Genomic DNA, 19,927 nt, shown 5'->3' on the forward strand with positions numbered 1-19,927 from the left:
CCCGGGGCGATCGAGCGGAACTGACCTTTCAGGAGACAGAACAATGGAAAAATTTGAAACCCTGACCGGTGTCGCGGCGCCCATGCCGATCGTGAATATCGATACCGACATGATCATTCCGAAGCAATTTCTGAAGACGATCAAGCGCACCGGACTCGGTTCCGCGCTGTTTCACGAAATGCGGACCAATGACGACGGTTCTGAAAACGTCGATTTCGTGCTGAACAAGGCGGCTTACCGCGATGCGAAGATCCTGATTGCAGGTGACAACTTCGGATGCGGTTCTTCCCGCGAACACGCCCCCTGGGCGCTTCTGGATCATGGTATCCGCTGCGTCATCTCCACGTCCTTTGCAGATATCTTCTACAACAACTGCTTCAAGAACGGCATATTGCCGATCGAGGTCTCCGAGGACGAGTTGGAAACCCTTCTTCACGCAGCTGAGCGCGGCGCGAACTTCACACTGACCATTGATCTTGAAAATCAGGAGATCCGCGGCCTGGAAAGTGGGGACGTGGCGTTCAAGATCGATCATTTCCGCAAGCACTGCCTCATCAATGGTCTTGACGATATCGGTCTGACGATGGCGAAGGCCGAGCAGATCGACACATTCGAAGGAAACCTGGGCGAAAGCCGTCCCTGGGTGTGATCGATCCGGGCGAGCGGAAACTGATCAGTTTCCGGTCTCCCGATCCCATTGCGATTTCAGGTTATTCTGTCCCGCTTCCAGTCCGGTAAAGCGGGACTTTTTTTGAGCGACGGGCGGATGAACCGCCAATACGGCAAGGTCATTGTCCGCGCCGCTGCGAACGATCAGTTCGGTCTTGCTAGTGCAATGCTTCCTGAACCGAAGGGAGTGCCGGTCTGTCCTTTATCAAAAACACGAGAATACCTGCGAACACGGCCAGACAGACAGACGACCACCAGACCCAGGTGTATTGAGCGTAGATGTCGTACAAGACACCGCCAAAATAGGCTCCGACTGCAGCACCAACCTGATGGCCGGCGGAAATCAGCCCGAATGCCAGCCCCATGACGCTTCTGCCAATATGGGATGCCACAAGACTTGCGGTGACCGGAACGGTCGAATAGTCGACCAGGCCAAAGAGGATCGAGAAAAAGATCAGCGTCTCAAAGCTTGTGCCCACATTCACCAGAATGATGAAGGTGAAGCCGCGAATGAGATAGATGATACCCAGAAGAAGCGGTCTGTTCATCCGGTCCGAGAGCCATCCCGCCAGGATCATTCCGGCAAGGTTTATGGCTGACAGAAGACCGTAAGCGGAAGCTGAAGGAACCGGGCCGAAGCCGCAAAATATTGCATAGGGCAAAAAATGCGTTTCGATCACACCCGACGTTGTGTAACCGCAGATGAAGTAACTCCAGAACAGGATCTGAAACGTTGGCAGCTTCAGGATATTCAGGAGGTCGTCTCCCAGACTGCTTTGCGATTCCTTCTGATCAGCGGAAAACATTGTTCTGCGCGTGTTTTGCGGGAACCAGAGATAGATGCAGAACATCACGACAAGAGCGCCCAGTCCAAGGGCAACAAATGCCATGCGCCAGTCATAAGTGCCGATCAGCATGGCCAGAAGCGGTACAAAGACAAACTGTCCCCCCGTTGAACCCGACGTCGCGAAACCGGTCGCAAGTCCCCGGTTCGTCTCGACCTCCTGTTCAACCGCGGTTGAGACCACATGAGTGGCCACCAGTCCGAACCCGACGGCGGCGATCCCGCTAAATGCCAGAAAGAAGACAACCGGGTCGGTGGTGGCCGCCACGAGAAAGCAACCGATGGCAAGAGCACCGAGGCCGACGAGCAGGATCGCCCGTGCTCCCTTTTTATCGACAAGTCGCCCTCCGAACGGCGCAATGACCGCCATAACGAGGAGCGCCACGGCTGCCGCACTCGAGGTGAAGCTTCGCGACCAGTCGAGTTCTTGTTCAAGGACAGGCATCACCAGTCCCAGGGACGCTCTGGCGGAAAATGCCAGGGCGAGGGCAACGAAGGACAATCCGATTGTCAAAATTGCCGTGCGGTTTTGTTGTGCCGGTTTCAATTCCGGGTCCTCCTGTTTCCGAACCCGGTTTACAGGAGGGTGATTTTGGCATAAATGACAATATGCGATCAAAAACGGCCAAACTCGACGACACTGAAGACCGGCAACCTCGCCGCGTCGTTTTTGTGATCTATCCCGGTGTCACGCTGCTGGATGTCGCGGGCCCGCTGCAGGCCTTTTCAAGTGCGAACAACACCGACGTTGCAAACGGTGTTCGCGCATATGACGTCGTGATCGCGTCACCGGAAGGTGGTCCAATCATAACGGACTGTCAGGTGGAACTGGGCACGGTCACACTGGACAAAGCATCCTTCAAACCCATCGACACACTCATAGTTGCCGGTGGTGACGGTGTGTTCGATGCGATGGAACAGGAAGATCTTGTCGATTGGATCAAGGAGGCTTCCAACGGTAGCCGACGCATCGCGTCGACCTGTATGGGCGCATTTCTCACGGCTGCAGCCGGTCTGATCAACGGGAAAAGTGTAACCACCCACTGGCGTCAGGTTGACGAATTGCAGAGATGCTTTCCCGACATCGAGGTCAAACGCGATCCGCTTTTTGTGCGCAACAGCAATATGTGGTCCTCTGCCGGTGTCACGGCCGGCATCGATCTGGCACTCGCGATGATCGAGGAAGATATGGGCCACGAAGCGGCGATGCAGGTTGCTCAGTCTCTGGTCGTCTTTTTCAAGCGGCCGGGAGGACAATCGCAGTTCAGCGACGTACTCAATATCCAGGCGTCGGAGCCCGAGGGGCTGTTTGCCGATCTCCATGCATGGATAGCTGGGCATCTGCAAAGCGATCTTAGCGTTCCAAAACTTGCGGAAAGACTCGCGATGAGCCCCCGCAGCTTCTCACGTAAATACAAGGCAAGAACGGGAATGACCCCAGCGAAGGCCGTTGAGCTTATACGCGTCGATGCGGCCAAACGAGCGCTTGTGCGCCGCGATCTTCCCTTGGCGAAAATTGCCGTCAATTCCGGTTTTCTGGATGAACAGCGCCTCCGGCGCGCCTTCCAGAGGCACGTTGGCGTATCTCCGCTCTCGTATCGCGACATGTTCGGCGAAAATCAGGAATAGCGCTGGATTTCGGCCTGGCCGTCGGTATGAGGCGTAGCATCTGCACGATAAGGCCGACAGCTCGCCTTTATCGTATTCGGAATCGAAATCCGCGTCGGCATGCCCCCCAACGCGCTATGCGACGTGGAGCATTATCAATGTAAACCGCCGCGTTCATCAGCGTCGTCTTCGTCTTTTCCGAAGGCAGGCGGTTCGGATTGAAGTCACCAAACCACCGGCAAGGCCGCACTCCATGTTGTGCTGCGGCATTGAAGGTGTATGTTCTGCGCCACAACATCCAAGACAGAAGAGAGAGCACGGCATGCTGGCCCAAGATACAGTGGCGACTGAAAACACAATCGAAAGTGCGGAGGACCTCTCTTCGATTGCATTCGGTTTCATGGCGTCCAAATCTCTGTTTGCCGGGCTTCACGTTGATATCTTTTCGGTACTTGCAGACGGGTCCAAATCGGCTGAAGAGTTGGCGAAGGCCACCGGCATTCCGATAAATCGTATTGTTATTCTGACGACTGCGCTTGCAAGCGTTGGCCTGCTCGCCATCGGTGATGACAGGAAAATCTGGAATTCACCGGCGGCACAGAACTTTCTTTCGAAACAGTCGCAGTATGATTTCGGTGACTACCTGCGTCATCAGATCGATCAGCAGATGTATCCGTTCCTGCTCCAGCTCAATGCTGTGATGAAAGGCGATCTGTCCGAAGATGCGATTGCCTCCTATAGCCACTGGATGACGGACGAAGAACAGGCGTCGGTCTATTCCGAAAGCCAGCACGCAGGGTCGCTCGGTCCGGGCAAGACACTTGCACGGAAAGTGGATCTGAGCAGTGCCGACACCTTGCTGGACGTCGGTGGCGGAACCGGCGCAATGACGATCAGCCTGTGCAATGAATACGAAAACCTGCACGCGACGATCATTGATTTTCCGAATGTCGCGGAAATCGGCTGGCGGTTCATCTCCGAGGCAAATCTGGTCGATCGTGTTCGCTACATCCCCGGCAACGCCATCGAAGTCCAATGGCCAAGCAACCAGAGTGCCATCTTGATGTCTTACCTGATGAGTGGCGTTCCGGGCGACGACGTGGAAGGGCTTTTGCAGAAGGCATTCGATACGCTTTCTCCGGGCGGCAAGCTGATGGTTCACGACTTCATGGTCGAAGAGAACCGGCGTGGCCCGGCGCTGGCAGCGCTCTGGCAATTGCAGCACATGGCTTTCACCCCCGAAGCTCGCTCGCTTTCTGTCGGGTGGCTGACGGAAGCTGGCAAGAGAAAGGGATTCGAGGTTGCTGACGTCGATAACCTGATTCCCGCCATGACCAAGTTGGTCGTCTTTGAAAAACCCTCCTGATCGGGTGACCTCATGGCAACGTTTCGCCTGCACGAAGAGCCGCTCCAGAGCGACTGGCTGGACGCCTATGGTCATCTGAACGAGGCTTATTATCTTGTGCCCTTCAGCAATGCGACCTGGAAGCTGCAAGACCATTTCGGCATTGGCACCGAATATTTCGAAGAAAACGGGTGCGCGTTATACACGCTGGAGACCCATTTGCGGTATGTCGGAGAAGTGCGTGCACCCGCGACACTGTCAATTGAATCCGCAATACTGGGTGTGGATACCAAGCGACTTCATGTCGGGCACACCATGTGGTCAGGGACCCGCGAATGCGCAACGTTCGAATGCATGCTGCTGCACTATGACACTCAAGCAGAAAGGTCCGCAGCATTTCCTGATGTCATTCGTGAAGGTCTTCACATCGCGCTCTTGAAGCCGACACCTGAATGGGTCGGACGGGCATTGCGCCGATTGGAATAGGTGTGTCCGGTCAAAAAGGAAAGCAGGCCCTCAAATCGCTGTGCGCGCGCGGCTGAAATAGCCGGGCCTATTCGCTCGCCTTTGAATCATCGCGCACACGCCGCTCCGCATTGAGCTGTTCCAGCTCCACCATCTTGTCACCAATCGGACGCAAGGCGGCGATTGTGGCACGATACTTCAGGGAATGCTGCTCGAACAGACGCTGTGCCAGTTCCGGATATTCCTGGATCATGCGCTTGAACAGTGCCCGGCGGATACGGATGATGCTGACCGTTCCGACCGCATCTGCACGGCAAGGCCGTTTGCTTTCAGTCAGAAGTGCGGTCTGGCCGAGCAGGGTGCCCTGACCGACCCTTTCGACCTCGTCAAAGCCGTCTTCGCCCTTTTTCTGCAGGCTGACGGTGCCATTTGTGATCACCAGACCGCCATCGGCCCGCTCCCCTTCCTCGAAAAGGCGCTGGCCGTCGTGGTAATCCATGCTTTCGGCGCTGAAGGCGAGCAGGCGGAGCTGATCGTCCTGAAAGTCCGAGAGCATCGGGATTTGCTTGAGAATCGCAATGTCTTGGGCAAGGCTCATGCCCAAGATTTACGCTGATTACCCGTTAGGGCACAAGCTTATATCCACCGGCTTCTGTGACAAGAAGCTCTGCATTGGACGGATCACGTTCGATTTTTTGTCGCAGGCGGTAAATATGCGTTTCCAGCGTATGGGTGGTCACGCCTGAATTGTATCCCCAGACCTCATGCAGCAGAACGTCACGGGTGACCGGTTTTTCACCTGCACGGTAGAGGAACTTGAGAATGGAGGTTTCCTTTTCCGTAAGCCGTACCTTCGCGCCTCCATCGTCCTGCATCACCTTTGCGGCCGGACGGAAGGAATAGCGGCCGATTGCAAAAGTCGCGTCCTCGCTCTGCTCGTGCTGACGCAGATGCGCGCGTACACGGGCCAGGAGAACGGCAAACTTGAATGGTTTGGTGACATAGTCGTTGGCGCCGGCTTCCAGTCCGAGAATGGTGTCGCTGTCACCATCGTGGCCGGTCAGCATGATGATCGGTGCCTTGAAGCCGTTCTTGCGCAGAAGCTTTACCGCTTCACGCCCGTCAATATCGGGCAGACCAACATCCATCAACAGCAGGTCAACATGTTCGTCCTTGGCAAGGCCGATACCGGATGTGGCTGAATCCGCCTGTATGGTTTCAAACTCGTCATAAAGCGAAAGTTGTTCAACCAGCGCTTCGCGCAGTTCGTTGTCATCATCGACTATCAAGATCGTGCGGGCGGTCATGTGTGCGGTCCTCGCCAAAAGTCTCAAGGTGATCACGCCAACTTGTGCAATCTACACATGCGTGTTTCCTGCCTCTATGTGCGTGGGAAATTCTCGCCGCACAAGCAGTCATTCGTCAATTCTTCTTCACGCGGGGTTTAAGGCTGGTTTATCAAAGTGTTGATTTGGATATTGCAGGGCGAGGCAAGCAGGGATGACAAAGTCCGGCAAACCGGCGGAAACACTGGTGGTACGTGCGCTGCCACGCGACGGGACGAAGGGAATATTGCGTCTTGGACCGATCACGGTTCCGTGTGCCTTGGGGAGATCCGGTATCGTCATGCGTAAAAAAGAAGGCGATGGCGGTACACCAATGGGCTCTTTCGATCTCCTTCACGTCTATTACAGGGCGGACAGGGGACGGCCGCCGCAAACAAATTTGCAGCTTGAGCCGCTCACGCCAAAATCCGGTTGGTGTGATGATCCGGAACACCGGCTCTATAACAGGCCTGTCACACTGCCGTTTCCCGCGAGCCACGAGAAAATGTGGCGCGACGACAGGCTCTACGACATTGTCGTCGTCCTGAACTGCAACATGTTCCCGGCCGTGAGAGGCAAGGGCAGCGCAATCTTCTTTCATATCGCCCGTGAGACCTACACGCCGACGGAAGGTTGTGTGGCGGTTTCGCCAGAGCACATGCGCTTGCTGCTTGCAAAGGCGGGAGCGCATGTGCGTATGGTGATCACTGCCTGACGTGATGTCACGCGATCATGGATTGATCGTGTTTATTCCGATTTTTGCGGGCGATAAATGGTGAAGCGTCCGCTGACACGCACGGTCGTGCGTTCTCCCTCGCCACTTTCCAGATCGGCTGTCCTGACATAGAAGCGGTTCCGCTGGACGTTGAAATTTTCATAGACATTGCATTCCAGGAACGTCGCAATGCCGTTTTCGTCAATGCTTTCCAGGATTGCCGTGTGCCGTGGAGCGCCTCGCGATTCCGTCCGCTCCTCGTAACCCCCGTCATTTTCGACACGGACCGTCACCTCGAAGCGGCTGAATTGAAAAACATCGCCGGGTCGGGCATTCGCCAACTGTTCCACTTCACGGCCCCAGTTGTAGATGGCCGACGGTTTGTGAAAGTCGAGATTTTCAAAGGCATTGTTGACCAGTGTCCAGCATTGGCCGTTGCCTTCCTGGCGTCCGAGCCGCTCTGTTGCAAATGCTATCAATCGCTGGGCTTCTTGTTCTGTTACATCGCGCATTTCAAAATCCTCAATTTACCGCTCTACTGCGCCTTGTTCTTCCACGGATTGTGCCCTCCCGCTGTAATTGCCATCACAATGTTGCGCTCCGGGATGCTCTTTTACGTGCAACTTACCGGCACGGTCTGGTATTCAGGGGCGTCATCGACAGAACGGATACTCAATCATGCGTTGGAAAGGCCGCCGCGGCAGCAGCAATATCGACGACAGACGCGGGCCGCGCCCAAGGCGGCGCATGCGGGTCCCCGCCGGCAGGCGTGTTCGTGCGGGAGGCGGCATCGGTCTCACGGGTCTCGTCGTCATTGCCGGAATCGCGTGGATGATGGGGGTCAATCCGTTGACGCTTCTCAGCCAGCTCGACGCCGGCGGCTCTTATGAACCGGGATATGAAATTTCTGCACCGCGTTCTGCCGCCAACGATGAAACGGCGCAATTCGTATCGGTGATCCTCGCCGATACGGAAAACACCTGGAGCGAGATCTTTTCCGGGCTTGGCGGCGACTATCCGGAACCCACACTGGTACTTTTCTCCGGGTCGGTTTCTTCAGCTTGTGGCTATGCCAGTGCGGCAACCGGACCGTTTTATTGCGGGGCCGACGACAAGCTTTATATCGACCTTTCCTTCTACCAGCAGCTTGCCAGGCAACTGAATGCGCCGGGTGATTTCGCTCAGGCCTACGTGCTGGCCCACGAGGTCGGACATCACATCCAAAATGTGCTCGGCATTCTTCCGGAGTTTCACAAGATCCGCCGAACCCTCAGCAAGACGGAAGCAAACGCGCTATCGGTCAGGGTCGAGCTTCAGGCCGACTGTTATGCGGGTATCTGGGCGCACTTCGCGGCGCGGCAACAGGGTTTCGTGGAGGAAGGCGACATTGAGGAGGCGCTGAACGCGGCAAGCCGCATTGGTGACGACACTCTGCAGCGTCAGGCACAGGGATATGTGGTTCCGGAGAGTTTCAATCACGGGACTTCGGCACAACGTGCCAGATGGTTCCGGCGAGGTTTCGACGCCGGTCAACTTGACGCCTGCGACACCTTCAAGGCGGAAAATCTCTGACCGATCGGCAATAATGCTTGTTCCGCATTGACCCCATGTAGACGCATGCCTGCTCCGAAAGCCCCTCCTACTGGTAATTTCTCGAGTTTTCGGCCATATAGGGTCAAGTGATCGCGACAAACCGATCTCATTCTCAACACCTTGGAAGAAGTACACCCGGCATGGCGTCTGAAACCAGACCCTTTTTGAAGATGAATGGCCTCGGCAACGATTTCGTGGTCTGGGATGCGCGCGAACAGCCGCTGCGCCTTTCTTCGGACGTGATCGCCAGGCTGGGTGACCGGGAAAGCGGTATCGGCTTCGACCAGATGATCACGGTTGAACGCTCTTCGCTCGGCGTTGATGCCTTCATGCGCATCCATAATCAGAATGGCGGCGAGGTCTCCGCGTGCGGCAATGCAACCCGCTGTATCGGACGCCTGCTGATGGAGGAAATCGGCAAGGATCTCGTGACAATCGAAACAGGCGCCGGACTTCTGCATGCATTCGACAGCCCCGGACCGCGAAATGTAACGGTCGATATGGGACCGCCGAGGATTCGATGGGATGAAATTCCACTCGCTGAGGAATTTGCCGATACGCGCGCCATCGAACTGCAGATCGGTCCGATCGACGATCCGGTCCTGCACACGCCTGCGGCCGTCAACATGGGTAATCCGCACGCGATCTTCTGGGTCGACGATGTCGAAGGTTACGAACTGGAGCGCTTCGGACCACTGCTGGAACTTCATCCGATATTCCCGGAGGGAGCCAATATTTCGCTCGCCCATGTCTTTGAAGAAGACCAGATCCGGCTGAAGGTCTGGGAGCGGGGCGTGGGCCTGACGCTGGCCTGCGGGACTGCTGCCTGCGCAGTCGGCGTCGCCGCTGCCCGCGACACCAAGACCAGCCGCAGGACAACGGTACATCTGCCTGGCGGTCCCATCGGGATCGAGTGGCGCGAAAGCGACGACCATGTGCTCATGACCGGTCTTACCGAAATCGAGTTCGAAGGAGAGGTCGATCTGGAGTCCCTGGAGTGGCGCAAGACCGGTTCCGGGGATGCTTCGGTGGCGGGAGCTGTCTCATGAGCGTCGATGTCGTCACATTCGGTTGCCGGCTGAACTCCTATGAGTCGGAGGTGATGAAGCGCGAAGCGGAAGCTGCGGGCCTGCAGGACGCGATCCTCATCAACACGTGTGCCGTGACAAACGAAGCCGTGCGCCAGGCACGCCAGGCCGTCCGAAGGGCCAAGCGCGGCAACCCGAATGCGCGTGTGATTGTCACGGGCTGCGCCGCCCAGACAGAGACCGAGACCTTTTCCAACATGGAAGAGGTCGATCTTGTCCTCGGCAACACCGAAAAGCTGGAGCGCAAGTCCTATCAGGACGTCGTCGCTTTCGGTATTTCGGAGACCGAAAAGGTTCGCGTCAACGACATCATGAGCGTTGAGGAAACGGCGGGTCACCTGATCGACGGTCTGACCGGGCGTGCACGCGCCTTCGTTCAGGTCCAGAACGGCTGCGATCATCGCTGCACTTTCTGCATCATTCCCTATGGCCGTGGAAATTCCCGCTCCGTTCCGATGGGCGTGGTGATCGACCAGATCAGGCGGCTGGTGGAAAACGGTTACAATGAAATCGTGCTGACGGGCGTGGATATCACATCGTATGGTGCAGACCTTCCCGGTGCGCCGAAACTCGGCACGCTGACGGCCAAAATCCTTAAGATGGTGCCGGATCTGAAGCGCTTGCGCCTATCTTCCATCGATTCGATCGAAGCCGATGACGATCTCATGCGGGTGATTGCCGAAGACGAACGGCTGATGCCGCATTTTCACCTGTCGCTCCAGGCAGGTGACGACATGATCCTGAAAAGGATGAAACGCCGCCATCTCAGGGCCGACACGATCCGGTTTTGCGAGGATGTTCGGCACCTGCGCCCGGACGTTGTTTTCGGTGCGGACATCATCGCGGGATTTCCGACGGAAACGGAAGCGATGTTCCGGAATTCTCTCGACATCGTCGACGCGTGCGGGCTGACCCATCTGCATGTGTTTCCGTTTTCACCGCGGCCAGGGACCCCGGCAGCACGCATGCCGCAGCTGGAGCGCAGCGTTGTCAAGGAGCGCGGCGCTCGTCTGCGGGCAAAGGGCGCAGAAGTGCTGACCAGGCACCTCGCTTGTGAAGTCGGCAAGGATCGTCCGGTCCTGATCGAAAAGGAGGGCCTTGGCCGCACCGAACAGTTCACGCAGGTTGAACTGGCCGGCGGACAGGCCGGAGAGATCGTCGATGTCCGCATTACCGGTCATACCGGTCGGCACCTTCTGGGTGACGCCCTTTCCAAGGCAGCCTGACAGGGTGCCCGAACTCAAGTAATTCAGCAGATTGTCCTTCGGAATGACTCAAGCCGGTTTCACACTGACCAACCAGCCTCTTCGCGAGGAAGCGCTTTACGTTGCCTCTCAGGATGAGGCAGGGTTTGTTGGGTGCAGGTTCAGTGGCTCAAGAGTGCGACGGGAAACATTTAAGGCGGTTTCATGAGCGAGAAAAAACGCGGATTCCTGGGGCGGCTTTTCGGCGGCAAGGAAACGCCTGAAGAGCAGACTGAAGACCTGGTTGAAAAGACAGGGGAAGACGCGCAAGCAGCGGAACCTGCCACGAAGGATTTGCCAGATAGCGAGGATGCGCCCGAACTCTCGGTCGAAATGGAAGTCAGACCGGTTGCATCGCTGAACGAGCCTATTGAAACCTTCAGGATCGAAACAGGGCCGGGGATCGTTGAGGAGTTTTCAGCCAAACAAACCCCAATACCGTCAGATGACTTCGTTTCGACTGATGTTGCCCCGGATCTGGAAGCCGGCGAAACATCCGAGGGCGGAGAAACCGTTTCGGAAGACATTCAGCCGGAGGCCACGCCGGCAGAACCGTCTGCCGCATTGGAAGAGCCCAAGACTTCGTGGTTCCAGCGGCTGAAAAAGGGTCTAGCCCGGTCCTCCTCTTCGCTCACGGAGGGCATCACCTCCATCTTCACCAAGCGGAAGCTGGACGCCTCCATGCTGGAGGAACTGGAAGATATCCTGATCCAGGCAGATCTTGGCGTGGACACCGCCATGGCGATCACCGACCGGTTGTCGGACGGGCGCTACAACAAGGAAATCACGCCGGAAGAAGTCCGGGCGATCCTGTCTGAAGAAGTTGAAAAGGTTCTTGAACCGGTCGCCCATCCACTCGACCTCGACACGGGAAAGAAACCGCACGTGGTGCTGATGGTGGGAGTCAATGGGACCGGCAAGACAACGACAATCGGTAAACTGTCCCAGAAACTGCGTTCAGAGGGCAAGCAGGTAATGCTCGCCGCAGGTGACACGTTCCGTGCTGCGGCCGTCGAACAGCTCAAGATCTGGGGTGAGCGCACCGGCGCCGACGTCATTTCCCGTGACACCGGTGCCGATGCGGCCGGCCTCGCTTTCGACGCCATGAAGGAAGCGCGGGAAAAACAGGTCGACGTTCTTCTGATCGACACGGCCGGCCGCCTTCAGAACAGGGCTGAATTGATGGACGAGCTTGAAAAGGTGATCCGTGTCATCAAGAAGCACGATCCCGACGCCCCGCACTCGGTCATCCTGACGCTTGATGCCACAACCGGTCAAAACGCGCTGAATCAGGTGGAAATCTTCGGCAAGGTCGCCGGCGTCACCGGGCTAGTCATGACCAAACTAGACGGGACCGCCCGCGGCGGTATCCTGGTAGCGATAGCAGCCAAACACGGGTTACCGGTGCATTTCATTGGGGTTGGCGAAGGTGTGGAAGATCTGGAACCGTTTTCGGCGAAGGATTTTGCCAGCGCAATCGCGGGACTTGCCTGAGTTTCTTGCGTCCTTCAGACCTCCTTCCTGCGCTCCCGGAAGGCGGCTGACTTGGCGCGATTGCCGCAGACCTTCATGTCGCACCAGCGGCGTTTCCTGTTTTTCGTCAGGTCGTTGAACCAGAATGTACAGTTGGGTCCTGCGCATTGCCTGACGAGCAAGCGATCCATTTCCGTCATCAGGTCTGCAATTGCATGCGCGATTGGAAGCAGCAGGTCTTCCGCTGTGTCGATTTCATACTGTCCGGCAAGCTCAAGTCGCCGTTCTCCCTGTGGGTCGAACTGTAGCCGGAACCTGTGCGCTCCTGCCATGAGAATGCGATTGATGGTTTCGATCTGATCGTCCTCCAACCGCCATTCAAGCTGATTGCCATGCCGGGTGAGAAGATTTCGAAACCATTCTCGTAACTGCCGCGCTCCATCGGCCGCAGCGTCGAGCTCCCTTACAGGGATCCTTCCGGAGATTTCCGTTGCCCGGGAGACACTCAGAATCCCTGCAGCCGTCATCCAGGACACCAGGCCCCGTCCGCTTTCGAGCCACTCGATTTCTGATCCGTACGGCGCACCCACTGTATTCAGAAAATCGAGAGCCGGATGATCAGCAATCAGGATTGGTGCAGGTTTTGTCGGGTCGGCCAAGTGATTTCCTTGTTTCCTCACGCGGAATTGAAACCTTCAAACGTATATTTTGATGGTTACTCAGATTGTATGTAACCGTCAAACATGTATTTAGATGGTTGTCCGGCTTGAGCCGGGACGATTAATGTCGAGGAGTGTTCAAAGGTGTCAAAAATCCTGCATATCAACGCATCGCCACGCGGCGCCAAATCGCAATCCGCGCTGCTGGCGCGTTCCTATCTTGAAGAATGCAAACAAAAACAGCCTGAAATCCAAATCGAAACCCTGAACCTCTGGAGCGAGAACCTGCCGGAATTCGATGGTGACAAGAACGCCGCCAAACTATCTTTCTTCGGGGTCGGAGAGATGGACGAGGTGGGTAGAAACGCTTGGGAACAGGTAGTCGACATTACCCAAAAGTTTGTTTCAGCGGACGAATATGTCTTCAACGTGCCTATGTGGAACGGTGGCGTTCCGTACAAGCTGAAGCACTATATAGACATCATAACCCAACCGGGTTTGCTATTCGGATTCGAACCGGAACGTGGGTATTTTGGCCTGCTGGAAAACAAGATCGCGCATGTATTCTACAGTTCGGGAGTGTTTGCGCCGGGTGCCGACAGGAAATATGGCGAGGATTTTCATTCGGCCTATATGGATTGGTGGTTCGGTCTCGTCGGAATAGAGCAGGTTGTCACCACGCGGCACCAACCAAGCCTTCTGACGACGGATCCCGAAGGCGATCTCGACAAGGCCCTCGCGCGCGCTAAGGCCGCTGCCTGATCGAGCCTCTTCCGATTAGTGGGCAACAGCAGCCGACACAGGCAGCTGTTGCCAATCTGGATTGTACCGGCTTCAACGGGTGACCAGGGCATCGCCCGAATTCAGTTTCGGACGATTGTCGTTGGAACAGCGCCCACGAAGCATCCGTTCACGTCGCCGGCCCGATGGGCAGACAGCCTAGCGCACCGGACTGGTAAATCCGGAAATTGCAAGCGGATTGTCCGTCATGGACTTCGCGTCGGGCGTGTCTGGAAGCAACGCACCGGAAAACGCCTCGAACATCTTGCGGACAAATCCTTCCGGAAGATCTTTCGTGATGAAGACCATGCGCGTACGTCTGTCGTCATCCGGCCAGTCTTCCAGGGTCGTCGGCGGATGAAACACATGCTGCACACCGTGTATGACCACCGGCCGGTCGGGGTCTTCCGCCAAGTGCACGATGCCTTTCACGCGCAGGAGCTTCGGCCCGTGTGCCGATCGCAGCAAATCAAGAAACATTTCGAGGGCCGATGTGGACACGGGACGATCGGTTGCAAGCGTGAAGGCGCGGATCGCCTCGCTATGCCGGTTCACGTCATGGTCGTGGTCGTGGTCGTGGTCGTGGTGATGCCCGTGATGGTGGCCGTCATGATGATGACCATGAGAAGGGGCATGACCTTGCGTGTTGGCCGCATAGGCCTCTTCGTTCAGCCAGGTTGCCACATCCGGAATTTTGCTGTTCGGGTCATAGAGGCCGGCATCGAAGAGCTTGCTCGGCTGCACCTCATCAGATTGCGCATCCAGCCGCAATGCACCCGGATTCAACGTACCAAGTCGGTGTTTCAGCTTTTCGAATTCCGCTCGTGCAGCCGGTGTTTGCAGCAGGTCCGTCTTGGTGAACACGATCCTGTCGGCAACAGCTGCCTGCTTGCGCGCTTCTTCATGTTCCAGGAGCGTGGAAAATCCGTTGACCGCATCCACCAGCGTGATCACGCTGTCGAGCCGATAGCGCATGACCAGATAGGGATGCAGCATCACCGTATGCAGGATCGGCGCGGGATCCGCGAGTCCGGTGGTTTCGATCAGGACCCTAGTGAGCCGGTCCTTGCGGCCATTGTCCAGATGACGCAACAGATTTTCCAGCGTGGTCACAAGGTCGCCGCGGATCGTGCAGCACAGGCATCCGGATGAAAGCTCGATGATGCCGTCCCCGGTCTGGTCGACGAAGAGGTGATCGAGCCCGATCTCACCGAATTCATTGATGATGACGGCCGTGTCCGCCATGGCCGGATCCTTCAGGATCCGGTTCAGGAGCGTGGTCTTTCCCGATCCGAGAAATCCCGTCAGAACAGACAGGGGAATAGGGGGCTTCGGCCCTTTTCGGCCAGGCTCCCTGCGGGCCTCCTGGGAAACCATGAAACGCGTCTCCAATCGAAACACCGGCCGTTTGATGCGCTGTCAGCACCAGCTGACACGCACTCCAGGGCCTGGAAGCAGTTCAGGCCGCACCGCTACCATTGTTTCCGTGGGATCGTCAAAGGGAAAGGGTAATATTATTACCTAGCCGGCGTTGAGAACCGGTTCTTCGGCTTCGGTTTCTTCGTTGTTTTCCGAACGCTCAACGGCAAGGTCCATCGGAGTGAGATCCTGAACGAGATCAATGTCCTCGAATTCCGCGTCGTCAGCTTCATCTGTATCAATGACGTGACGGACTGCTTCAGCTGCCTTGCGAAGCGTCGCAATGACTTCTTCTATCGAGGCACCTTCCTCAAGCTGATCAGCGGACAGCTCCGCGAGGCTGGCCAGAGCGCGGATGGTGGCAGTGGATCTCGGTTCAATCATCATGTGATCTCTTGATCTGAATTGCGTCGGCTCGCTCCAGGAACAATGTACCCCCACGGGTGCCACTGAAAATCCCGCAGCCGATCGCCACTGTCGGACTAATTCTTACCTCAGTGTTAAGCAGTAGCGTAAATAAACGGTTAATCGTTGATCCGACAACCACGCGGTTTCAGCAGGAAGTTTCCTGACAGAGTGTCTACTTGCGCGGACTGGGTGCCGGGACTGGAACCGTAAAATCCAGTCCCTTGCGGAAAATCGAACCCGGCGCCGCCGCCTGAGCCTTCTGTTCCACCGGTTGCACAGCAACGGCAGCCTGTGAAATCGCGCCGGAAGAGCCGACTTCCGCCGTTTTTTGCATCTTCGCTCGAATTTCCATCTGGGCCCTGCGAACGGGGTTCGCTACCGGCGTCGGAACATCACTTGCCGGAATTTGTGTCCCGCCGGCAGATGCGGATGCCTTTGGAGTTCCGGTCGGTTTTCCGAGCCCGACCTGCAGCGGACGGTAAGCTATCTTGCGCGGACCGAGCGTCCGGTCCAGGATTTTCGCCCAGTCCGGCTTTCCGTTCGCCAGCGTGAATCCGCTTTCATCGACTTTCTTCAGCTGCTTGTCATCCGCGCTCCGGAAAAACAGGAAGCCCCCGGAAGGCTCGTTCTTCATGTCGAATCGGGCCATGTAGGCCTTTGCTCCCGGGCTCCGGTTCCGCCGGCAATATCCGTTGGCCGGAGGATTTCCGGACGAACCGGTCAGGCTGGCCACCGTCTTGCCGCCGCGGCGCTTCTTGAAACCTTTGTCGAAAAGCTGCCGTGCAAAGGCCGTTCTTTCCAGACCGGACCCGGCTCCGAGAATCACGGCGATCAGCGTCCGACCGCGCCGCGTAACGGAAGCAGCAACATTGTATCCGGAATTGCAGATATACCCGGTCTTCATGCCATTCGCGCCCGGCACCCGAAGCAGAAACTCCCTGTTCGCCGAACGCAGCGTCTTCTTTCCGAACCGAACGCCGGGATACTTGTAAAAGTCCCTGGATTCCGGAAAGTCGCGCCGAAGGGCCATTGCGAGGATCGCCATATCCCGTGCCGTGGTGATCTGTCCATTGTCCGGCAATCCATGTGGATTGGTGAATCGTGTGTTGCTCATTCCCAGTCGCCTGGCTTCGGCATTCATCATCGAAATGAAACCGGATTCAGATCCTGCAATGGCTTCCCCAAGCGCCACTGCAACATCGTTTGCCGACTTGATGAGGATAATCTTCAGCGCCGTGTCGATGGTGAAACGCGTACCGACCTTGAAACCCATCTTGCTTGGCGGTTCGGACAACGAGTTTTTCGACTGGACAACCGCAGAATTAAGCGTCGCACGGCCTTCCCGGATCGCCTTGAACGTCACATAGGCTGTCATCATCTTTGTCAGGGAGGCAGGGTACCACTTCCGCGTCGCGTTCTTCTGTTCCAGAACCTTGCCAGTTTTCGCATCGATAAGAATGAACGCGCCGATATCCGCCCGTGCAGGCTGGCTGGTGAGGCCGGCGACAAAGCCGAACACCACAAGCATTGAAATTATCAGGCGGCCGATTGTGCTTGAAAACACGTGTATCCCTCGCTGGTCACACCGCTTAAGAAAACGCACACAGGTTAAGGACTGCTTGCCTTTTTGCTGTGCCACTAAAAAACCGGAACATTTCGCCGAGGGCAACCCCCTCATGAAGCCGTAAAAATGATGATGATTTGTGCAGGCGCCTTATTTTTAGTCAACCGGATCGGAATGTCCTTTCCGATCAGCGCAAAATCGCGCACTTTCCGCATTGGTCCCGGTATCCGGCAGGAACAATGATTTTTGGCCCGGCCTTTGCTAGGAGTTTGAAAACACAGCGGGGGAAGCGCCAGGAATTGACCGGCCCTCGGAAAATTCAGTTGGCCGATGGCATATTGCCGGCGAAACGCCAAGGGGACGGAAACGGTATGTATGGTGCTGCCACGGCATCAGATTTGGGTCCGCAGGACACGAGGTTGCAGCGGGTCAATGGCTCTGCGCGCATCCGCTTCACCGGAGCTGGCGGCAGGACCCGGCTTGCTGACCTTTACCAGCAGGGTTCCGCCAAGATCCGCCTGCCAAAGGTTTACGACGGCGCAGACACGGCCGTTTTGATCAACACGGCCGGTGGCCTCACCGGCGGTGATGCCTTGACCTATGACGTTGCAGTGGATGACGCCACACACGCGATTGTGACCAGCCAGACCGCGGAACGCGCCTATCGCAGCAATTCCGGCTCCGCAAAAGTGACAACATCACTCAAGGTTGGCGATGACGCGACCCTGGAATGGCTGCCGCAGGAAACCATCCTGTTCGACAGATCCAGCCTTTCCCGTTCGATCAGCGCAGACCTGGCACCCGAGGGCAGGTTGCTGCTGCTGGAGACCCTCGTGCTGGGGCGGAGAGCCATGCGCGAAACGGTTGAAAATGTTTGGTTCAGGGACAGGTGGCGGATCAGACGGGGCGGCAAACTGGTGTTTGCAGATGACATCCGCTTCGATGGCGATCCGGGGAAATTTCTGGGCGGTCAGGCAGCCACAGGGGGTGATCGCACGATCGCAACCTTCCTGGACTGCACAACAGACGCTGAAGACAGGCTTTCGCTCGCTCGGTCCTGCCTCGAGGCGTCTCGAAATCACGCAATTCACGCAGCCGCCAGCGCCTGGAACGGCTTGCTGACGGTTCGATTTGTATCCGATGACAGCCGCATCTTACGGAACACGCTGGTGTCCTTCCTGACCGATTACCGCTCGGCCGATCTGCCACGCGTCTGGCATTGCTAATCTGGAGAACTGATCGATGAACCTGACTCCGCGCGAGAAGGACAAGCTGCTCATTTCAATGGCTGCCATGGTTGCCCGGCGGCGCCTGGAGCGAGGCGTCAAACTCAATCATCCCGAAGCGATTGCCTTGATTACGGACTTCGTCGTGGAAGGTGCTCGGGATGGCCGATCCGTTGCCGATCTCATGGCGGCCGGAGCGAAAATCCTGTCCCGCGAACAGGTGATGGAAGGCATTGCCGAAATGATCCATGATGTACAGGTGGAAGCGACGTTTCCAGACGGTACGAAACTCGTCACGGTACACGAACCGATCCGCTGATAGTCATGCTCTATTTTGGGAGTTAGCAATGATACCAGGTGAAGTCTTCCCTGCTGATGGTGAAATCGAGCTGAACGCCGGGCTGGAAACCGTCGAGCTGGACGTTTCCAACACGGGCGACCGGCCGGTTCAGGTCGGCAGCCACTACCATTTTGCGGAAACAAACGAAGGGCTGTCATTCGATCGTGACCTGGCCAGAGGCATGCGTCTCGACATCCCTGCCGGAACGGCCGTCCGCTTCGAACCCGGCCAAACCAGATCCGTCACGCTGGTTCCTTATCGCGGCGAGCGAACGGTGTACGGGTTCAATCAAAAAGTCATGGGCAAGCTCTGATGCGCCAATGCATATCGTTCCGGAGGCTCTTGCTTGGGTTTGTCCTTACGTTTCTCCCCTTTTCGCCGGCAAGTGCGCAGAACACCGTCAATTGCGACAACCCGGTGAGCCAGATGGAAATGACCCTTTGTGCCGAGCGGGATTGGCAAGCGGCAGATGCGGAACTGAACACCGTCTACAAGGTCGCCATGGAAAAGATGCGCGAAATGGACGGTTATCTGCCGGACAGCCTCAAAGGTGCCACCGAGGCCTTGCGGGACGCCCAGCGCGCCTGGGTTCCCTATCGCGACAAGGCTTGCGCCGCTTACGGCTTCCTCGCGCGGGGAGGCACACTTGAACCTCAACTCATTTACGTGTGCCGGGCTCAGCTGACCAGAACGCGCGTGACCGAACTCAACGAACTTGCCGGGGGTCTTGGAAATTGATGCGCTACCTGATTTCAGCCATTTTTGCGACCTCGGTTTTCCTGGCGGCTTCTGGGCTCCGGGCTCAGGAAAACGTCGATTGCGGGTATCCGCTGAACAATAACGAACGCACATATTGTGCGGAAAAAGCCCTGAAGGACGCCAACGCAACCATGGAAGCGGCTTATGAAACACTCAAAGCCAAGGTTGTTGCGATGGACGACGTATTGCCGGAGCACCTGAAAGGCAGTCCCGCTGCGCTCGAAGAAGCACAAGCGGCCTGGCTCACGTTTCGGGAAAAGGACTGCAGGGCGTACAGCTTTCCCTTCAAGGCCGGAACGCGCGGCAACGATCTATATCGAAACTGCATGATTGTCATGACCATGCATCGCGCCGACGATTTGGCAGCAACTCTCGAAGACTACGGCAACTGATCGCCGACAGG

Annotated in this window: 23 protein-coding genes; 15 read left to right on the top strand and 8 right to left on the bottom strand. The window is 56.8% G+C overall.

All coding sequences use genetic code 11. The features are described from left to right. Positions 1-43: 43 nt before the first annotated feature. Entirely contained in the window at positions 44-649 is a 606-nt protein-coding gene (leuD, locus tag ACO6TI_RS04525) for a 3-isopropylmalate dehydratase small subunit (RefSeq protein WP_055115185.1), read from the top strand. A 178-nt stretch (positions 650-827) separates the two neighbouring features. Here the strand turns inward: leuD and ACO6TI_RS04530 are convergent, their stop codons facing one another. After that, complete coding sequence (locus tag ACO6TI_RS04530) at positions 828-2,060, bottom strand: MFS transporter (RefSeq protein WP_422384433.1); 1,233 nt, start codon at positions 2,058-2,060, stop codon at positions 828-830. A 62-nt stretch (positions 2,061-2,122) separates the two neighbouring features. Between ACO6TI_RS04530 and ACO6TI_RS04535 the strand changes: the two genes are divergently transcribed. The 3 genes from ACO6TI_RS04535 to ACO6TI_RS04545 all read left to right on the top strand — a co-directional run bounded on the left by ACO6TI_RS04535 (position 2,123) and on the right by ACO6TI_RS04545 (position 4,952). Beyond that, on the top strand, positions 2,123-3,142 hold the full coding sequence (locus ACO6TI_RS04535; RefSeq protein WP_422384434.1) for a GlxA family transcriptional regulator: 1,020 nt from the start codon (positions 2,123-2,125) through the stop codon (positions 3,140-3,142). A 301-nt stretch (positions 3,143-3,443) separates the two neighbouring features. After that, positions 3,444-4,487 carry a methyltransferase gene (locus tag ACO6TI_RS04540; protein ID WP_422384435.1) on the top strand — a complete coding sequence of 348 codons (1,044 nt, stop codon included), beginning with the start codon at positions 3,444-3,446 and terminating at the stop codon, positions 4,485-4,487. Between the two features lie 12 nt (positions 4,488-4,499). Further along, entirely contained in the window at positions 4,500-4,952 is a 453-nt protein-coding gene (locus ACO6TI_RS04545; RefSeq protein WP_281926810.1) for a thioesterase family protein, read from the top strand. Positions 4,953-5,019: 67 nt separating this feature from the next. Here the strand turns inward: ACO6TI_RS04545 and ACO6TI_RS04550 are convergent, their stop codons facing one another. Both ACO6TI_RS04550 and ACO6TI_RS04555 read right to left on the bottom strand, forming a co-directional pair. Further along, positions 5,020-5,529 carry a Crp/Fnr family transcriptional regulator gene (locus ACO6TI_RS04550; RefSeq protein WP_035898027.1) on the bottom strand — a complete coding sequence of 170 codons (510 nt, stop codon included), beginning with the start codon at positions 5,527-5,529 and terminating at the stop codon, positions 5,020-5,022. 25 nt (positions 5,530-5,554) lie between these two features. Further along, complete coding sequence (locus ACO6TI_RS04555; RefSeq protein WP_029060743.1) at positions 5,555-6,238, bottom strand: response regulator transcription factor; 684 nt, start codon at positions 6,236-6,238, stop codon at positions 5,555-5,557. Between the two features lie 193 nt (positions 6,239-6,431). Here ACO6TI_RS04555 and ACO6TI_RS04560 point away from each other — a divergent pair, with 193 nt between their 5' ends. Continuing rightward, a complete protein-coding gene (locus ACO6TI_RS04560) occupies positions 6,432-6,971 on the top strand; it encodes a L,D-transpeptidase family protein (RefSeq protein ID WP_196999467.1) in 540 nt (179 codons plus the stop codon). 32 nt (positions 6,972-7,003) lie between these two features. Here the strand turns inward: ACO6TI_RS04560 and ACO6TI_RS04565 are convergent, their stop codons facing one another. Next, positions 7,004-7,483 (bottom strand): hypothetical protein, encoded by a 480-nt coding sequence (locus ACO6TI_RS04565; RefSeq protein WP_055115198.1) that lies wholly within the window; start codon positions 7,481-7,483, stop codon positions 7,004-7,006. A gap of 166 nt (positions 7,484-7,649) precedes the next feature. Between ACO6TI_RS04565 and ACO6TI_RS04570 the strand changes: the two genes are divergently transcribed. The 4 genes from ACO6TI_RS04570 (at position 7,650) to ftsY (ending at position 12,390) form a co-directional block, all read left to right on the top strand. Further along, positions 7,650-8,543, top strand: a complete 894-nt coding sequence (locus tag ACO6TI_RS04570; protein ID WP_422384436.1) for a neutral zinc metallopeptidase — start codon at positions 7,650-7,652, stop codon at positions 8,541-8,543. A gap of 161 nt (positions 8,544-8,704) precedes the next feature. After that, on the top strand, positions 8,705-9,613 hold the full coding sequence (gene dapF / locus ACO6TI_RS04575) for a diaminopimelate epimerase (protein ID WP_196999469.1): 909 nt from the start codon (positions 8,705-8,707) through the stop codon (positions 9,611-9,613). Further along, complete coding sequence (gene mtaB, locus ACO6TI_RS04580; RefSeq protein ID WP_422384437.1) at positions 9,610-10,878, top strand: tRNA (N(6)-L-threonylcarbamoyladenosine(37)-C(2))-methylthiotransferase MtaB; 1,269 nt, start codon at positions 9,610-9,612, stop codon at positions 10,876-10,878. The genes dapF and mtaB overlap by 4 nt, the downstream gene beginning before the upstream one ends. Positions 10,879-11,061: 183 nt before the next feature. After that, entirely contained in the window at positions 11,062-12,390 is a 1,329-nt protein-coding gene (ftsY, locus tag ACO6TI_RS04585; RefSeq protein WP_422384438.1) for a signal recognition particle-docking protein FtsY, read from the top strand. A gap of 14 nt (positions 12,391-12,404) precedes the next feature. Here the strand turns inward: ftsY and ACO6TI_RS04590 are convergent, their stop codons facing one another. After that, a complete protein-coding gene (locus ACO6TI_RS04590; RefSeq protein WP_422384439.1) occupies positions 12,405-13,028 on the bottom strand; it encodes a CGNR zinc finger domain-containing protein in 624 nt (207 codons plus the stop codon). 144 nt (positions 13,029-13,172) lie between these two features. Between ACO6TI_RS04590 and ACO6TI_RS04595 the strand changes: the two genes are divergently transcribed. Further along, complete coding sequence (locus ACO6TI_RS04595; protein ID WP_422384440.1) at positions 13,173-13,790, top strand: FMN-dependent NADH-azoreductase; 618 nt, start codon at positions 13,173-13,175, stop codon at positions 13,788-13,790. Positions 13,791-13,967: 177 nt separating this feature from the next. Here the strand turns inward: ACO6TI_RS04595 and ACO6TI_RS04600 are convergent, their stop codons facing one another. The 3 genes from ACO6TI_RS04600 to ACO6TI_RS04610 form a co-directional block, all read right to left on the bottom strand. Then, positions 13,968-15,185, bottom strand: coding sequence for a CobW family GTP-binding protein (locus ACO6TI_RS04600; RefSeq protein ID WP_422384441.1), 1,218 nt, complete (start codon positions 15,183-15,185; stop codon positions 13,968-13,970). A gap of 144 nt (positions 15,186-15,329) precedes the next feature. After that, on the bottom strand, positions 15,330-15,614 hold the full coding sequence (locus ACO6TI_RS04605; RefSeq protein WP_422384442.1) for a hypothetical protein: 285 nt from the start codon (positions 15,612-15,614) through the stop codon (positions 15,330-15,332). Positions 15,615-15,807: 193 nt separating this feature from the next. Next, the gene (locus ACO6TI_RS04610; protein ID WP_209003630.1) at positions 15,808-17,199 is read right to left on the bottom strand and encodes a D-alanyl-D-alanine carboxypeptidase family protein; all 1,392 of its coding nucleotides are present in this window, start codon (positions 17,197-17,199) and stop codon (positions 15,808-15,810) included. Positions 17,200-17,570: 371 nt separating this feature from the next. Here ACO6TI_RS04610 and ACO6TI_RS04615 point away from each other — a divergent pair, with 371 nt between their 5' ends. From ACO6TI_RS04615 to ACO6TI_RS04635, 5 genes are read left to right on the top strand one after another with little or no spacing between them, the layout of a single operon-like run. After that, entirely contained in the window at positions 17,571-18,425 is an 855-nt protein-coding gene (locus ACO6TI_RS04615) for an urease accessory protein UreD (protein WP_422384443.1), read from the top strand. 16 nt (positions 18,426-18,441) lie between these two features. Further along, positions 18,442-18,744 carry an urease subunit gamma gene (locus ACO6TI_RS04620; protein WP_055115215.1) on the top strand — a complete coding sequence of 101 codons (303 nt, stop codon included), beginning with the start codon at positions 18,442-18,444 and terminating at the stop codon, positions 18,742-18,744. A gap of 28 nt (positions 18,745-18,772) precedes the next feature. Continuing rightward, positions 18,773-19,078 (top strand): urease subunit beta, encoded by a 306-nt coding sequence (locus ACO6TI_RS04625; protein ID WP_055115216.1) that lies wholly within the window; start codon positions 18,773-18,775, stop codon positions 19,076-19,078. After that, on the top strand, positions 19,078-19,503 hold the full coding sequence (locus ACO6TI_RS04630; protein WP_082442511.1) for a lysozyme inhibitor LprI family protein: 426 nt from the start codon (positions 19,078-19,080) through the stop codon (positions 19,501-19,503). Before ACO6TI_RS04625 ends, ACO6TI_RS04630 begins: the two co-directional genes overlap by 1 nt. Then, on the top strand, positions 19,503-19,916 hold the full coding sequence (locus ACO6TI_RS04635) for a lysozyme inhibitor LprI family protein (protein ID WP_055115218.1): 414 nt from the start codon (positions 19,503-19,505) through the stop codon (positions 19,914-19,916). Before ACO6TI_RS04630 ends, ACO6TI_RS04635 begins: the two co-directional genes overlap by 1 nt. Positions 19,917-19,927 lie beyond the last annotated feature (11 nt).

The organism is Roseibium album (assembly GCF_965233825.1).
Taxonomy (GTDB): Bacteria; Pseudomonadota; Alphaproteobacteria; order Rhizobiales; family Stappiaceae; genus Roseibium; species Roseibium album.